Source organism: Kitasatospora aureofaciens (genome assembly GCF_019192735.1).
In the GTDB taxonomy this organism is placed as follows: Bacteria; Actinomycetota; Actinomycetes; order Streptomycetales; family Streptomycetaceae; genus Kitasatospora; species Kitasatospora aureofaciens_A.
Genome location: NZ_JAHTKP010000081.1, coordinates 15,196 through 30,958 on the forward strand (window position 1 = coordinate 15,196; position 15,763 = coordinate 30,958).

Here is a 15,763-nt window from a genome sequence, read left to right on the forward strand (position 1 = left end):
GCCGAGCCGTGAACGCCGAAGTCAGCGTTCGGCCACGGCCTGGCCGCGAAGGTGCTCGGCCGGTCCCGGTCAGGCGGCGCTCACGGCACCGGAGTTGCGGCCGTGGGCATCGATGAAGGCCAGACATTCCTGGCGGGACGACCCGGGCAGCGTCGCCGCCCAGCCCGCCGGGGCCGGGAGGGTCGCCGGCCAGAGGGAGTGCTGGTGGGTCTGGTTGGTGAGGACGAGGTACGTCGCGGTCGGGTCCTCGAAGGGGTTCGTCATGGCGCGGTCCTTTTCGTGCTTCTCGTGATGGGGGTGAGCAGGGAACCAGCCGCCGCTGCCAAGCAGATGGTGCCGACCGTGCCGGTGACGGCGGGGACGCCGTAGGCGCTGGTGGAGGTGGTGAGGGCGACGGCTCCCACGGGAGCCAGGGCGGATTGGACAGTCCAGAAGGCGGACGTCACCCGGCCCAGGACGGCAGGTGGGGTGACTGTCTGGCGGTACGTCCTGGAGCAGGTGTTGGCGAGCGTCGTGCCGAAGGAGAAGAGGGTGGCGGCGACGACTGCCTGGGCGAGCGTGTGGCGCAGTGCGAGGCTCAGGGCGGCGGTACCGCACAGGACGTAGGCGCCGACCCAGCAGGTACCGAAGCTGAGGCGTTGTCGGAGGCGCGGCGCCGCGGTTGCCGAGGCCACGGCGCCCAGGGCCGCCGCCCCGACGAGGTAGCCGACGGCGGTGTCGCTCTGGCCGAGGTCGTGGCGGACGTAGTAGATGAAGACGTCGGTGAGGCCGAGGGTGCAGAGGCTGATGACCGAGGCGATGACGGTCAGGGCGCGGAGGGCGGGGTGTCTCCAGAGGAAGGCGAGGCCGGCGAGGCGGTCGCCGGGCGCGGGGGGTGTTCGGGTGGCGGCGGGAAGCCGGAGGAGGGTCAGGGAACCGCAGGACAGCGCGAACATGAGCGCGTTCGCTCCCACCGCGCCCGCCGGGCCGGTGACGGCGGAGAGGGAGGCTCCGGACACCGGACCGACGATGTAGGCGACGGCATAGGTGGCATCGAACTTTCCGTTGGCCGCCGCGAGTTGGCCGGTCGGGACGACGCCGGCCACGACGCTGGTGTAACAGACCTGGGACACCATGCCCAGCGCCGAGCCGATGAGCATCACCGCGTAGAGAACCCCGACCTGCCGGTCGACCAGGACCGTCGCGAAGACCGCCGCCCGCGCGGCGTCGCACGTCACCAGGATGCGCCGGTGGTCGTACCGGTCCACCAGGTGCCCGGCGAACGCCCCGGCCCCGATCGTGCCGATGCTGCCCGCCGCCGTGAGCCAGCCCATGTGGGCGACCGACCCGGTGGCCCGCAGGACGAGGATCGGCATCGCGACGAAGGAGAACGCGCTCCCGGTCACCGACAGCGCCTGGGCGAGCCAGAGCAGCGCGAAGTTCCTCCGGGGGGACGGGACGGCCGCTGCGACGGACCCGGTCACCGGGCCTGCCATCGGGGTGGGCGGCGTTCGGTGAACGCGCGCGGCCCCTCCAGGGCGTCCTCGCTGTGCATGCGGCGTTCCTCCCACACGAAGCGGGTGGCGAAGGCCTGTTCGAGGGGCATGTCGAGGGAGCGCAGCACGGACTCCTTGATGGCACGGACGGACAGTGGGGCGCTGCGCAGCAGGTCGTCGACCCAGCCGGCGACGCAGGCGTCGAGGTCCGCCGGTGGGACGACGTCGTTGACCAGACCGAGTTCCTTGGCCCGGGCGGCGCTGAGTTCGCGGCCGGTGAGGAGGTAGCCGAGGGCGACCTTCAGAGGGAGTTGGCGGGCGAGGCGAAAGGCGCCGCCGGCGCCGGGGATGAGGCCGAGTCTGGCTTCGGGGAGGGCGAAGACGGATCGGTCGGAGGCGATGATCAGGTCGCAGGCGAGGGCGAGTTCGAAGCCGCCGCCGAGGGCGTAGCCGTCGACGCGGGCGATGACCGGTTTGGCGAGGGTGAAGCGTTCGGTGAGCCGGGGCCAGCCGGGGAGTTCGCGGCTGCCGAAGGTGGTGGGGCGGGCGCCGTCGCGGTTGAGGCCGGCGCGTTCCTTGAGGTCCTGGCCGACGGAGAAGGCGCGGCTGCCGGCGCCGGTGAGGACGGCGACCCACACCTCCTCGTCGGACTCGATGTCGCCCCAGACGGCGGCGAGTTCGTGGTGCATCCGCAGGTCCATGGCGTTGAGGACGGAGGGCCGGTTGAGGGTGACGTAGGCGACGCGGTCCTTCTTCTCGTACCGGACGCGCGGTTCTTCAGCACCTTCAACACTTTCAACACGTTCAGCGCCTTCAGCACCGTCGGTCGGTGGGAGCGTATCGGTCACGCTTCCGCCCGGGCGCCGGCCGAGAAGCGGCCGGCCTTGGTGATGACGTCCTCGCTGTAGAGCCGCAGCGCCTGTTGGAGGGCGAACTCGGCCAGGTAGGCCCGGAACGCCTCGGGCGGTTCTTCGGCGAGGTGGAGCATCCGGCGGTTGGTGACCACGGCAGGGCTGTCGAGGCGTTCGGCGCTGAGGTCGACGGCCTCGTCCATGTCGGCCGGGTCGACGACTTCGTCGACGAACAGCCGGGCGTGGAGTTCCTGGGCCCAGATCTTCCGTCCCCACAGGAGGAGTTGACGGTTGAGGCGGCCCCCGGCCATTCGGCCGAGGCGGAGGTTCGCGGCGCCGGGGACGATGCCTTCCTGAGCGGCCGGAAGGCTGAGGAAGGAGTCGGCGGCGGCGATGACCCGGTCGAAGACGAGGAGGAGTTGGGCTCCGCCGCCGATGGCGAAGGTGTCGACGGCGGCGATCCAGGGCTTCTCGACGGAGCGGTGGCGCCAGGAGTGTTCGTCGACCAGGAGGCCGCGGACGATTTTGTTGATGTAGCCGAGTTCGCGGCGAATCAGGAAGTCGACGAGGGAGATCTGTCCGGCGTGGAGGCTCTTGAGGTTGATGCCGGAGCTGAAGACCCGGCGGTCCTTGTAGCGCTTGTGGGTCATGGGGCCGCCGCGCACGACGCCGACGCGCACGGCGGGGTCGAGGAGGGCGAGGTCGACGGCGGTCTCCATGTCCTCGACCTGCTGGTTGTCCTCGGCGTTGAGGCAGTCGTCGCGGATCATGGTGAGGTGGGCGACGCCGTCGCGGCGTTCCAGCCGGACGGAGCGGAGTTCGACGATGCCGGTCCGCTGGAACCCGGGCAGCAGGGTGAGGGCGCGGTCGGTGGGGCAGCGCATGGAGTCGACGAGGTGGCGCCCGGCGCCGGGGGACGCGAGGAGGCGGCTGAAGAAGATGCCCTGGTCGATCTCGTGGCCTTCCTTGCCCGCCTGGGGGCGGGCGCGGTCGGCGGCGAGCTGGGCGGTGGTGGGCAGGAGGCCGGGGAAGGCGGTGGGTCCGCCGGAGGCGAGGTCGGCGATCCGGGGGCGGGCGCGCCGGCCTCCGGTCAGTTCGTCGTAGACGGCCTCGGTGTGGACGGCGAGGAAGCGGCTGCGCAGGGAGCGGGCGGCGTCCTTGGCCGTGGCGGCCTGCTCGGTGTGGAGCGGAGAGCGTTCGGCGGGCGCGGGCAGGGTCTGCAGCAGGTCGTCGACGCGCTGCGCGACGGCGGCCAACTGTGCGCGAGCGGCCGACAGTTCACCAGGAACGGGGGCGACGGCATCCGCTGTGATCCGGTCGAGGGCGGCAGCGGTGGTCATGCCCCGGCCTGCTCTCCGGCGGCCCGGCGCAGCACACGGTCGCAGGCCGCGAGGTGGCGGCCGAGGGACTCCTCGAACGGGGTGGTGGTCGCCTCGAACATCAGGCGGCGGCGGATCGCCAGCTCGGCGCCGGACAGGCCGGCGACGAGCGCGGCGACGGCGGGGACGGCCTCCGCCGGGTCGCCGTCGGTGACGGTGTCGACAAGGTGCAGGGCGAGTGCCCGGTCGGCGGTGATGGGCGCGCCGAGGAGCACGGCGCGGCGGCTGCCGGCGACTCCGGTCTGGTTGGCGAGCCGGTACAGGGCCATGCCGGGCCACATTCCCTCACCGCCGGTGGGGGCCAGCAGGCGCAGGTCGCGGCGGGCGAGGCGGTGGTCGGTCGCGAGCAGTGTTTCGAACGCGGCACCGCCGCAGTCGCCCTCGGCGAGCGCGACCGTGGCGACGGGCAGCCGCTCCAGGCGGCGAAGAGCCCGCTCCCACCGGCTGACCTGCTGGATGTCCTGGCCGGCGGCCGACCACGGGCCTCGCGGGGCGCCACTGAGGCGCAGGAGCACGTACGCGCCGGGAGCGGCGTCCTCGGCGCGGTCGCAGAGGGCGTTGAGCGCGGCCACCAGCTCGGCGGTGACGGGCTGCGAGCCGTCGACGCCCAGCTCCAGGACGGTCTGCTCGGCAAGGTCGGCAGGGGCATTGGCAGGGGCATTGAGAGTGATCAACGTAGTCTCCAATATTCCGTCGTGATACATGGTCACCACTGCACCAGCGCGGTCTCGATGGTCGAGCCCGGGCCCATGGTCATCAGCACGCCGTACTCGCCGGGGCGGGCGATGTCCTCGTCGAGGAGGCGCTGGTACGAGAAGAGGAAGGAACCGCTGGACAGGTTGCCGTGATCGCGCAGGACGCCGGTGGTGTGGCGCACGTCGTGGGCGGTCAGGCCGAGGTTGACCATGACCGAGTCGATGACCTTCTTGCCGCCGGAGTGCACCAGCCAGTGCGCGATGTCGCTGCGCCGCAGCCCGGTGCCGGCGAGCAGCCGGCCGATGACGGATTCGGCGTTGGCCCCCACCACGTAGGGGACTTGCGGGTCGAGGTAGAAGCTGAAGCGGTCCTGGTCGTCGTCCCAGTCGTAGCGCATCGCGTCGATGGCGTCGGTGATGATGTGGCTGGCGAACCTGAGCAGCCTCGGGGCGGCGGGACCGGCCGACTCCCCCCGCTCCCCCGCAGTGACGGCCCCCGCAGTGACGGCGATGGCGGCGGCGCCGTCACCGAACAGGCTGTTGACGACCGAGGTGCGCATCGTGCCATCGAAGACGTACGCCGCCGAGCAGGCCTCGGCGCAGACCATGACCGCGAGCTTCCCGGGGTTGGCTCCGGCCCAACCGGCCACGGCGTTCAGGGCGTTGAGGCCCGCGTTGCAGCCCATGCCGGTGACGTCGAGACGGCTGCAGCCGGGGTCGATGCCGAGCTCGCGGATGAGGTGGGCGCTCAGGCCGGGGGTGAGGAAGCCGGTGGTGCTGACGGCGCACAGGTAGCCGATGTCGGAGAGTCGGGCGCCGGCGCTGCTCAGGCAGGACGTGATGGCGCGGGTGCCCATGTCGACGGCCTGCCGCTTGTGCTTGGCGAGCAGTTCGCCCTGGACCTCCATGCGGAAGGCGCCGTTGTCGCCGCGCGGGGGCAGGGTGAGGTGGCGGCGGTCGATGGCGCTGTTGAGGAAGATGGAGCGGATCCGCGGGTCCTCGATACGGAAGAGTTCCAGCAGTTCGGCCTGGCTGTAGGAGGTGGGGGGCGAGGCGGTGCCGACGGCCTCGATCCGGGCGGTGCCGGTCATCGGGCCACCTCCGTCACCGGGGCGGCCTGGGCGCGGGCGAACGCGGCGAGCCGGTCGAGGCCCTCGGTGATCTCCTCGGGTGTCAGGTGGCTGACGGAGAGCCGGATCTCGCGGCGCGGGCGGCCGTCGCCGTAGAAGTGGTGCATCGGGGTCCAGAGGACACCGTGCCGGAGCGCGGACTCCTCCAGCAGGTCGTCGCCGGCGACGAACGGCAGGGTGAGGACGACGAAGAACCCGCCGCGCGGCACGTTCCAGGTCACTGCGGGCCGCGAGCCCTGCGGGAAGCGCGCGGCCAGGCCGTCCAGGACCATCCTCAGGTTGTCCCGGTAGACGCGGATCTCCCGGGCGTTGGCCGCCCGCAGGCTGCAGTCGTGTTCGAGCAGCTTGCCGCCGATCACCGCCTGCGCGACCGGGGAGGTGTTGACGGTCAGCATGCTCTTGATCTTCGCGAGCTGGTCGGCCAGCCGGCTGCGCCCGCCGCCGGGTCCGGCGACCCACTGGTCGGCGACGACGTAGCCGACCCGGGCGCCGGGCAGGCCGGTCTTGGCGAACGAGCCGAGGTAGACGACGCGTTGGGCGCGGTCGAGGGCCTTGAGGGTGGGCAGCGGCGCGGAGCCGTCGCCGAAGAACCCGTACGGGTTGTCCTCCAGGATCAGGAAGTCGTGCTCCTCGGCGGCGCGCAGCAGCCGTTCCCGGGTGTCCAGGTCGAGGCTGGTGCCAGTCGGGTTGGCGAAGTCGGCGACGACGTAGCAGCCGCGCGGGCGCAGGCCGTCGGCCTTGGCCCGGGCGACGACCGCCGCGAGGTGGTCGAAGTCGATGCCCTCGTCGGAGGTGCGGACCGGCAGCACGCGCATGTCGGCGAGCTGGGCGGCGCCGGTGAGGCCGACGTAGCTGGGGACGACGGCGAGCAGGACGTCGCGCTCGGTGCGGCGCAGGGCCCGCAGGGTGAGGTACAGGGCCTCCTGGCAGCCGACGGTGACGACGATCGACTCCGGGTCGGCGGTGATGCCCTCGTCGACGGCCAGGTGGCGGGCGACGAGGTCGTGGATGATGCCCTTGGTCCGCCCGTACTGGAGCATCGTCCGGCGGACCTGCGCCTCGTCGTGGCCGTACCGCTCCCTCAGGTGGGTGCGGTAGGTCTCGATGTGGCGGGTGACCGCCTCGATCTCCAGGAAGCCCTCGTAGGGGCGGCCGGCGGCGAGGGAGATCGCGTCGGGGTAGCGCTGGGCCACCTCGTTGAGGAAGTTCATCGAGTCGCTGATCGGTGAGCTCAACGAGGTGTGGAGCTCGGCCAGTTGGAGCTCGGCCAGTTGGAGCTCGGCGACGGCGTCGACGACAGCTCCGGGTCCGGTGTGCGGCGTCATGACCGCCTCCCGGTCTCGGTGGGACGCATGGCTGGGGGACCTCCGTGGTGGGTGGCGGGCGGGGCGCCCTCCCCGGCCGGCGAGGGCCGGGGAGGGCGGCAGGGGGCGGCCGGGCGGGGCGACGGGGACGGCAGCCGGGGGCAGTCAGGACCCGTTGGCGGCCGCGGCCTTGGGACGGGCCGGCTTGGCGCTCTCGATCCTGCGGGCCAGCTCGGTGACGGTGGGCGCCTCGAAGACCGTCTGGGTCTCCATCTCGACGCCGAACTCGACCCGGATCCGGTTGGTCAGCCGGATGGCCAGCAGCGAGTGCCCGCCGAGCTCGAAGAAGCTGTCGTCCAGGCCGGCTTCGGGCACCCCGAGCACCTCGGCGAACAGCCGGGAGAGCTGCTCCTGGCTCCGGCTGCGCGGGCGCATGTCGGCCAGCCCCCCGTCACGGTCGGGAGCGGGCAGGGCGGGGCGGTCGAGGATGCCGTCCCGGGTCATCGGCAGGGCGTCCAGCACGACGAGGGACGAGGGCACCATGTACGGCGGCAGGTTGTCCACCAGGTACGACTGCACCAGCTCCTGCTCCAGGCCCTCACCGGGCTCGGGGACGACGTAGCCGACCAGGCGGCGCTTGCCCGGCTGGTCCTCGCGGACGCCGATCGCCGCGTGCCGGACGCCCGGCGCGCCGGTGAGGGTGGCCGCGACCTCGCAGGGGGCGAGCTCGTAGCCGCCGACCTTGACCTTGCTGCGCCAGCGGCTCGGCGGGATCGGCGCGCGGACCGGCTTGCCGATGTCGAGGTGCTGGGCGAGGCCGGCGACGGTCGGCGCGTCGGTCAGCGTCTGCTGGTCGACGGTCAGACCGAGTTCGGCCCGGATCCGGGCGAACAGGCGGGCCGCGGCCGCGGCGTCGCCGCCCAGGTCGAAGAAGTTGTCGTCGATACCCGGCTCGTCGGCGTCGAGCACCTCGGCGAACAGGGCGCACAGTTGCTGCTCGCCCTCGGTGCGGGGGAGGCGGCTGCCCGGCACCGGGCCGTACGCGGGCTCGGGCAGCTTCGTGCGGCACAGCTTGCCGTTGCCGGTCAGCGGGAAGGACTCCAGCTTCACCACGACCGAGGGCACGCAGGGGTCGGGCAGGCGGTCGCCCACGAAGGCGCGGACCGCGATCGGGTCCAGGTCGACACCGGGCTGCGGCACGACGTAGGCGAGCAGGCGCTGCCCGCCGCGGCGGTCGTCCCGCAGGACGGCGGCAGCGAGCTTCACGCCGGGGGCGCGGACCAGCATCGCCTCGACCTCGGCGGTCTCGACGCGAAATCCTCGGATCTTCACCTTGTACTTCCTCCAGTCGTCTCACGGCGCCGGGTGCGGCCGTCGAATACGGTGCGAATACGTGCGAACATGCCGGTCGGTTCGGTGTCCTCGGGTACGACGGGGGCGGCCGTCGCGGGAGCGGCGGGCTTGCGGGCCCCGCCGGACGGCCGGGCGTAGTCGGGCGCCGGCAGTGCCGCGCGGTCCAACTTGCCGTTCGCGGTCAGCGGCAGCGCCGCCACCTGGACCAGCGCCGAGGGCACCATGTAGTCCGGGAGCCGCCCGGCCAGCCGAGCCGCCAGCGCGGCCGGGTCGAGGGCCGTGCCCTCCTCGGCGACCAGGTAGCCGACCAGGCGCTTGTCCCCCGGCCGGTCCTCGCGGGCGATCACGGCGGCCTGCCGCACGCCCGGGGCGTCGACCAGGGCGGCTTCGACCTCGCCGGTCTCGATCCGGAAGCCCCGGATCTTCACCTGCTCGTCCGTGCGGCCGACGAAGTGCAGCTCGCCGTCGCGGGTCCACCGCACCACGTCGCCGGTGCGGTACATCCGCCCGCCCGGCTCGCCGTACGGGTCGGCCACGAAGCGCTCGGCGGTCAGGCCGGGCCGGCCCTGGTAGCCCCGGGCGGTGCCGGCGCCGGCCAGGTAGAGCTCGCCGGTCATGCCGGGGAGCACCGGCCGCAGGAGGCGGTCCAGGACGTGGGCCCTTGTGCCGGCCATCGGGCGGCCGAGCGGCACGACCGCGTCGAGGACGTCCCCCGCCCGCCACGGCTGCTGGGTGACGCACAGGGTCATCTCGGTCGGACCGTACGTGGTCCGGACGATGATGCCGGGGCAGGCGTCCAGCACCAGCCGGACGGCGTGGGCGGAGATGACGTCCCCGCCGGTGGTGACCTCGGCCAGGCCCGCGAACGCCTCGGGGGCGTCCTCCGCGATCACCCGGAAGAGGCCGGCCGTCAGGCTGACCCGGGTGAGCCCGTGCTCGCGGACCAGGCGCTGCAGGCGCTCCGCGTCCAGGCCGCCCGGCGGGGCGACGACCACCCGGCCGCCGGCCAGCAGCGGTGCCCAGATCTCGTAGGTCGACCCGTCGAAGGCGGGCGGCGCCTGGAACAGCACCCGGTCGGCCGCGGTGACCTCCCAGGACGGGTCGAGCGCGAGGTCCACGACGCCCTGGTGGGTGATCTCGATGCCCTTCGGCTCTCCGGTGGAGCCCGAGGTGTACATCACGTAGGCGAGGTCGTCCGGCCGCACCTGCGGCCAGGCCGGCAGCTCGGCATCGAGAGCGTCGAAGGCGTCGAACGCGTCGAAGTCCCGGGCGACCAGGACCGTACGCCCCGACTCGGCCTGCTCCGCGACGACTTCGTGCCCGCGCAGGGCCCCGCTCACCAGCAGCACCGGGGAGGTGCTGGCGGCGAGCGTCTGCCGGACCCGGGCCGCCGGGTGGGCGGTGTGCAGCGGGAGGTAGGCACCGCCCGCGCGCAGGACCGCCAGGAAGGCCACCAGGATCTCGGCCGACCGCTCCATCAGGATCGGCACCGGCGTCTCCGGCAGCACTCCGGACCGGATCAGCTCGGCACCCAACCTATCAGCGCTGTCGTAGAGTTGACGGTACGTCAGGTCGTGATCCCGATCACTGACCGCGACCGCGTCCGGAGTGGCCGCGACCTGCCGGTCGAACGCCTCCAGCAGCGTGCCCGGCGCCTGTGCCACGCCGGTGGCGTTGAACTCCGCCAGCACTCGCGCCTCGTCGGCCGACAGCAGGTCGTACGCGCCGATCCGGGTTTCCGGCTCGGCCGCGGCGGCGAGCAGCAGCCGGACGAACCGGTCGCCGATCGCCTGCGCCGTCCCCCGGTCGAACAGGTCCACCGAGTAGCGCAGCAGCAGGGCGAGTTCGCTCTCCGGGCCGTCGCCGACCGGCTGCTCGTCGATGCGCAGCCCGAGGTCGAAGCGGGACACCTCGGACTCGGCCGGCGCCGGAGTGCAGGCCAGCCCGGGCAGCCCGAGCAGGCCGTCCGTGGCGCCCGCCCAGGAGAGCATCACCTGGAACAGCGGGTGACGGGCGAGCGAGCGGGTCGGCTGGAGGTTCTCCACCAGCCGGTCGAACGGCAGGTCCTGGTGCTCGTAGGCGGCGAGGTCGGCGTCCCGGACCCGGGCGAGGAGCTCGCCGAAGGTCGGGTCGCCGGTGGTGTCGGTACGCAGTACCAGGGTGTTGATGAAGCAGCCGACCAGACCGTCCAGCGCCTCGTCGCCGCGGCCCGCCACCACCGTGCCGAGCGGGATGTCGCCGCCCGCGCCGAACCGGGTGAGGACGGCGGCCAGTGCCGCCTGGGCGACCATGAACACCGTGGCGTGGTACCGGTGGGCCACGGCCTGGAGACTGCGGTGGGCCGCCGCGTCCAGCCGGAAGTGGACGGCGTCGCCGCGGTTGGTCGGGCGGGCCGGCCGCGGCCGGTCGTACGGCAGCGCCAGCTCGTCCGGCAGGCCGGCCAGGGTGTCGCGCCAGTAGGCGAGTTGGCGGTGCGCCTCGCTGTCCTGATCGCGTTCGTCGCCGAGCAGCCCGCCCTGCCAGAGGGTGTAGTCGGCGTACTGGACCGGCAGCGGCTGCCAGTCGGGCTGCTCGCCCTGGCGCCGGGCGGCGTAGGCGAGCGAGAGGTCGGTGTAGAAGGGGCGGATCGAGAAGCCGTCGGTGGCGATGTGGTGCAGCACCACCAGCAGGGTGTACTCCCCGGGGCCCGACTCGACGACCAGGACCCGGATCGGCAGATCGGCCGCCAGATCGAAGGCGCGGGTGCTCTCCTCGGCGACGAGCGCGTCCACCTCGTCCGGTCCGCACTCGGCGGTCCGCACCGGGACGGCGGCCTCGGCGGCCGGGACGATCCACTGGTACGGCTCGCCGTCGTGCTCGCGGTAGAGCGTGCGCAGCGTCTCGTGGCGGGCCGTCACGTCCTGGAGGGCAGCGGTGAGCGCCGCGTGGTCCAGGGTGCCGGTGATCCGGGTGACCATCGGGTCGTTCCAGGTGGCGCTGGGGCCGGAGAGCTGGTCGAGCACCCAGAGCCGCCGCTGCCCGGAGGACAGGGGCAGGAACGCGGGCCGCTCGGCGGCCTCGACCGCGACCACTCCGGGGCGGCTGCGGCCGGCGGCGGCGCCGAGCCGTTCGGCGAGCCCGGCGATCGTCGGGTCCTCGAACAGCATCCGGACCTCGGCGGTGGCGTCCACGGTGGTGCGGATCCGGTTGATCAGGCGGATGGCCAGCAGCGAGTGCCCGCCGAGCTCGAAGAAGTTGTCGTCGATGCCCAGCTTCTCGACCCCGAGGGCCTCGGCGAACAGGTCGTGCAGGATCTCCTCGCGGGCCGTCCGGGGGCTGCGCCCGCCGCGGCCGCCGGTCACGACCGGCGCGGGCAGCGCGGCGCGGTCCAGCTTGCCGTTGGCCGTCAGCGGGAGCGCGTCCAGGACGACGAAGGCGGACGGCACCATGTAGCCGGGCAGCCGCTCGGCGAGGTGCGAGCGGACGGCGGCGTGGTCGAGCTGCGCGCCGTCACGGGCGATCAGGTAGCCGACCAGGCGCAGCCCCGCGGGCCCGTCCGCTCGCGCGGTGACCACGGCGTGCTGGACGCCGGGCACCGCGACGAGGGCCGTCTCGACCTCGCCGGTCTCGATCCGGAAGCCGCGGATCTTGACCTGCTGGTCGTTGCGGGACAGGTACTCCAGTCGGCCGTCCGGGCGGACCCGGACGATGTCGCCGGTCCGGTAGAGCCTGGCACCGACGCGGTTCGGGTCGGGCCGGAAGCGCTCGGCGGTGAGCTCGTCGCGGTCGAGGTAGCCCGCGGTGACGCCGGCGCCGCCGAGGTACAGCTCGCCGGGCACGCCGGCCGGGGTGCGGCGGCCGTGCTCGTCGAGGACCCGCACGGTGGTGCCGGCGATCGGCCGGCCGATGGTGACGGGGCCCGCCGGATCCACCCGGTCGAAGGTCGACCAGACGGTGGTCTCGGTGGGACCGTACATGTTGAGCAGCGCGGCACCGGTGTGCCGGGCGAGCTGCCGGACGAGATCGGCATCGAGCGCCTCGCCGCCCAGCAGCAGGGTGCGCAGGCCGCCGAGCGCGGCGGTGTCGGCCTCGTCCAGCAGGGCGCGGGCCCGGGACGGGGTGCATTGCAGGTGGGTGACGCCGTGCTGCCGGATCAGGCCGGTCAGCGGGGTGTCGGCGACGGCAGGAGCGGCAGGAGTGCCGGCCGCGGGGCCGGCGGCCGCGGCGTGGCGCAGCGCGTCGAGCCGGGGCAGCGCCGCCAGGGTCGCCCCGGCGGGGACGCCGAAGTCGACCAGGCAGGCGATCTCGTCGACGCCGATCGCGCCGAGCCGCCGGACCAGCGGCAGACAGTCCTCGGCGGTGCCGATCAGCGAGCCGCCGCGCAGGTAGCGGGCGCAGGCGTGGTCGAGCAGCGCCTCCTCGTCCGCCTTGCTGAAGTCGGCGGCCCGGATGTCCAGGCCGAGACCCTTGGCGAGGTTGGCGATCAGCCCGAGCGAGGAACGCAGGTAGTCGCGGAACGGCTGCCGGGCCAGGCTGCTCACCTCCTCGGCATCGGCACCGACGAAGGTGTGCACCATGACGGTGACGTGCGGCTCGCCGGGGTGCCCGGCCTGCTGCCAGGCGGCGCGGTACTCGGCGATCCGCTCGGCGAGTTCGTCGACGCTCTGGCCGAGCAGGTGGGTAAGCAGCCGGGCGCCGATCTCACCGGCCCGCCGGCAGGTGTCGGCGCTGCCGGAGGAGGTGAGCCAGAAGGGCAGTTCGGGCTGGACGGGGCTGGGCAGCACACGGGTCTCGACGGTCCGCCCGCCGGGTGCCTCGAACGCCAGTTTCTCGCCGCGCCACAGCCGCCGCACCTGGTCGATGCCGTCGACGGTGCGCTGCTGGCGATCGTCGTAGGCCTCCTTGGCGAGCAGGAAGTCGTCGACGTGCCAGCCGGAGGCGAAGGACAGGCCGACCCGCCCGCCGGACAGGTTGTCGACCACCGACCACTCCTCGGCGACCCGCGCCACGTGGTGCAGCGGCAGAACGACGCTGCCGGCCCGGATCCCGACCCGGCTGGTGACCTGGGCGACCGCGGCGGCCAGCACCGAAGGTGCGGGGTAGGAGCCGCCGAAGTCGTGGAAGTGCCGTTCGGGGAGCCAGATGCCGTCGAAGCCGTGCTCGTCGGCGAACCGGGCGCCGTCCATCAGCAGCCGGTAGCGGTCCGGGCCGGGTGCGGTGTCGGCCGGGTCGCTGGCGAAGTAGAACAGGCTGAACGCGGGGGCGGCGGTGCCGTCCTGGCGGGCCGTGCCGGCGTCCGGGCTGAGCACCACGCGGTGGCCCCGGCTCAGCGTCCAGAGCAGCTCCAGAACGGAGATGTCGAAGGAGACGCTGGTGACGGCGAGCCAGGTGACCGGCTCGGCGCCGGCCTCCACCGCCCGGTCCATGGCGGCCAGGAAGGCGGTGAGGTTGCGGCGGCGGACCACCACGCCCTTGGGCTGCCCGGTCGAGCCGGAGGTGTGGATGATGTACGCGGCGTCCTCGGGCGAGGGCTCGGCGGCCGGCAGGTCGGCCGCGCCGAGCGGCAGCCGGTCGAGGTCGAGCACCGGCGCGGCGGCCGGGACGGCGGAGCGGCTGTGCCCGTCGGTGACGACGACGACCGGCCGGGCGTCCTCGATGACGTAGGCGAGCCGGGCGGCCGGGTAGTCCGGGTCGAGCGGCAGGTAGGCGGCCCCGGCGCGCAGCACGGCGAGCATGGCGGCGGGGAGGTCGGCGCCACGGCGCAGGCACAGGCCCACCCGGTCGCCCGCGCGGACCCCGGCCCCGGTGAGGCCCACCTGGATCTCCCGTACCCTTGCTTCAAGTTGACGATAGGTCAGCTCATCCGGTCCGGCGATCAGGGCGACGCCGTCCGGTCGCTCCCCGACCATGCGGGCGAAACCCACGATGATGTCCTCGGCGTCGGCGGGCAGCTCGCCGCCGTCGGCCGAGGCGTCGAGCAACGCCGTTTCGACCGCGGTGAGTTCGAGCAGCTCGGAGAGCCGCAGCGCGGGGTCGGCGGCGCCCCGGCGCAGGACCCGGACCAGCGCCTCGGTGAGCGTGACGGCCGTCGCCTCGTCGAACAGGTCCCGGCTGTACTCGCAGATTCCGGCGGTGGTGTCGCCGTCGAGCGCAAGCTCCAGGTCCAGGTCGGTGCGGCACAGTCCGTAGTCCAGTTCGACCGGTTCGACGGTCAGGCCGGGCAGCGAGAACTGCGGCGCGGGCACGTTCCGGTAGCCGAACTGGGCCTGGTAGAGCGGCGAGTGACTGAGGTCGCGGTCCGGCTGGAGCTCGCGGACGATCCGCTCGAACGGCACCTGGCCGTGCGCGAAGGCGTCCAGGGCGCCCTCGCGGACCCGGGCCAGCAGCTCGCCGAAGGTCGGATCGCCGGAGAGGTCCGTCCGCAGCACCAGGCTGTTGACGAACATGCCGACGGCGCTTTCGAGTTCGGGCCGGTCGCGGCCGGCGGTCGGCACGCCGACGACGATGTCCTGCTGCCCGGAGTGGCGCATCAGCACGGCGTTCCAGGCGGCGAGGGTCACCATGAACGGGGTGGCCCGGGCGGCCCTGGCAGCGCTCTCGACGGCGGCGGTGGTGGCCGCGTCCAGGGTGAACCGGACCCGGCCGCCGCGGAAGGTGGGCACCGCCGGCCGGGGCCGGTCGGCGGCCAGGTCGAGCAGGAGGGGCGCGCCCGCCAGCCGCTCGCGCAGGTGGGCGAGCGGGCCTGCCAGGCGTTCCTCGCTCAGCTCCTGCTGCCGCCACACGGCCCAGTCGCCGTACTGGACGGCCTGCGGCACGGGCTCCGCGCCGCCCTCGACCCGGACCCGGTAGGCGGCGCACAGGTCGCCGACCAGGACGGAGCGCGACCAGGCGTCCCCGGCCATGTGGTGGTTGACCACGACCAGGAGGGCCGACCCGGGCGCCGAGCGGATGAGCAGGGCCCGGAACAGCGGCCCCCGCGCGAGGTCGAAGGGCCGGGCCGCCTCCTCCCGGGCCAGCTCGTCCTCGGCCCCGGCGGGAGCGTCGGCGGGCAGGTCGACGGCCCGCAGGACGGAGGACACCGGCTCCAGCACGCGCTGCACCAGCGCGCCGTCCACGCTCTCCACCACGGTGCGCAGCGCCTCGTGGCGGACGATCAGCGACGTCAGCGCCGCGTCCAGCGCGGCCTCGTCGAGCGGGCCGGTGAAGCGCAGGGCCACGGCCTCGTTGTGGACCGCCAGGCCGGGGCGGAGCTGCTCCAGGAACCAGAGCCGCTCCTGTCCGGCCGACAGCGGCGCCGGGACGGCCGGGTCGCGGGGCCCGATCACCGGCTCGGAGGGCTCGGAACGATCGGACGGGGAGGCGGAGTTGCCTCGGATCCGGGCCTCGAAGCGGGCCCGCTGCTCGGGGGTCAGCCGGGACAGCCGGTCGGCCCGGCTCGGGGCGCTGCCGTCGGCGGGCACGCGCGGTTCGGTACTCACTGGCGCTCCAGTTCGGCGAGGATGCTGTCCTCGATCTCGGCGGCGAGGTCCGCGACCCGGCCGCCCTCGAAGAACAGGCGGGCGGGAATGTCGACCTCGAACTCGGCCCGCAGCCGCGC

9 protein-coding genes are annotated in these 15,763 nt (G+C 73.7%); all 9 read right to left on the reverse strand.

Annotation, left to right across the window (positions count from 1 at the left end):
- Window positions 1–69: 69 nt before the first annotated feature.
- Complete coding sequence (locus tag KV557_RS37580; RefSeq protein ID WP_218206103.1) at window positions 70–264, reverse strand: MbtH family protein; 195 nt, start codon at window positions 262–264, stop codon at window positions 70–72.
- Window positions 261–1,463, reverse strand: a complete 1,203-nt coding sequence (locus tag KV557_RS37585) for an MFS transporter (protein WP_218206104.1) — start codon at window positions 1,461–1,463, stop codon at window positions 261–263. Before KV557_RS37585 ends, KV557_RS37580 begins: the two co-directional genes overlap by 4 nt.
- Window positions 1,460–2,323, reverse strand: a complete 864-nt coding sequence (dpgD, locus tag KV557_RS37590) for an enoyl-CoA-hydratase DpgD (protein WP_218206105.1) — start codon at window positions 2,321–2,323, stop codon at window positions 1,460–1,462. The genes KV557_RS37585 and dpgD overlap by 4 nt, the downstream gene beginning before the upstream one ends.
- Window positions 2,320–3,666: a (3,5-dihydroxyphenyl)acetyl-CoA 1,2-dioxygenase DpgC gene (dpgC, locus tag KV557_RS37595; RefSeq protein ID WP_218206106.1), complete on the reverse strand. Its 1,347-nt coding sequence runs from the start codon at window positions 3,664–3,666 to the stop codon at window positions 2,320–2,322. The genes dpgD and dpgC overlap by 4 nt, the downstream gene beginning before the upstream one ends.
- A complete protein-coding gene (gene dpgB, locus KV557_RS37600) occupies window positions 3,663–4,379 on the reverse strand; it encodes an enoyl-CoA-hydratase DpgB (RefSeq protein WP_256178534.1) in 717 nt (238 codons plus the stop codon). Before dpgB ends, dpgC begins: the two co-directional genes overlap by 4 nt.
- A 32-nt stretch (window positions 4,380–4,411) precedes the next feature.
- Complete coding sequence (dpgA, locus tag KV557_RS37605) at window positions 4,412–5,491, reverse strand: 3,5-dihydroxyphenylacetyl-CoA synthase DpgA (protein ID WP_218206107.1); 1,080 nt, start codon at window positions 5,489–5,491, stop codon at window positions 4,412–4,414.
- Window positions 5,488–6,855, reverse strand: a complete 1,368-nt coding sequence (locus tag KV557_RS37610) for an aminotransferase-like domain-containing protein (protein ID WP_218206108.1) — start codon at window positions 6,853–6,855, stop codon at window positions 5,488–5,490. Before KV557_RS37610 ends, dpgA begins: the two co-directional genes overlap by 4 nt.
- A gap of 144 nt (window positions 6,856–6,999) precedes the next feature.
- A complete protein-coding gene (locus KV557_RS37615; RefSeq protein WP_218206109.1) occupies window positions 7,000–8,166 on the reverse strand; it encodes a phosphopantetheine-binding protein in 1,167 nt (388 codons plus the stop codon).
- Window positions 8,163–15,644 (reverse strand): non-ribosomal peptide synthetase, encoded by a 7,482-nt coding sequence (locus KV557_RS37620; RefSeq protein WP_218206110.1) that lies wholly within the window; start codon window positions 15,642–15,644, stop codon window positions 8,163–8,165. Before KV557_RS37620 ends, KV557_RS37615 begins: the two co-directional genes overlap by 4 nt.
- Between the last annotated feature and the right edge of the window lie 119 nt (window positions 15,645–15,763).

Excerpts from the sequence above, each read along its gene's own strand:
- KV557_RS37580 (WP_218206103.1), bottom strand. The coding sequence starts at position 264 with ATGACGAACCCCTTCGAGGACCCGACCGCGACGTACCTCGTCCTCACC.
- dpgC (WP_218206106.1), bottom strand. The coding sequence starts at position 3,666 with ATGACCACCGCTGCCGCCCTCGACCGGATCACAGCGGATGCCGTCGCC.
- dpgA (WP_218206107.1), bottom strand. The coding sequence starts at position 5,491 with ATGACCGGCACCGCCCGGATCGAGGCCGTCGGCACCGCCTCGCCCCCC.
- KV557_RS37610 (WP_218206108.1), bottom strand. The coding sequence starts at position 6,855 with ATGACGCCGCACACCGGACCCGGAGCTGTCGTCGACGCCGTCGCCGAG.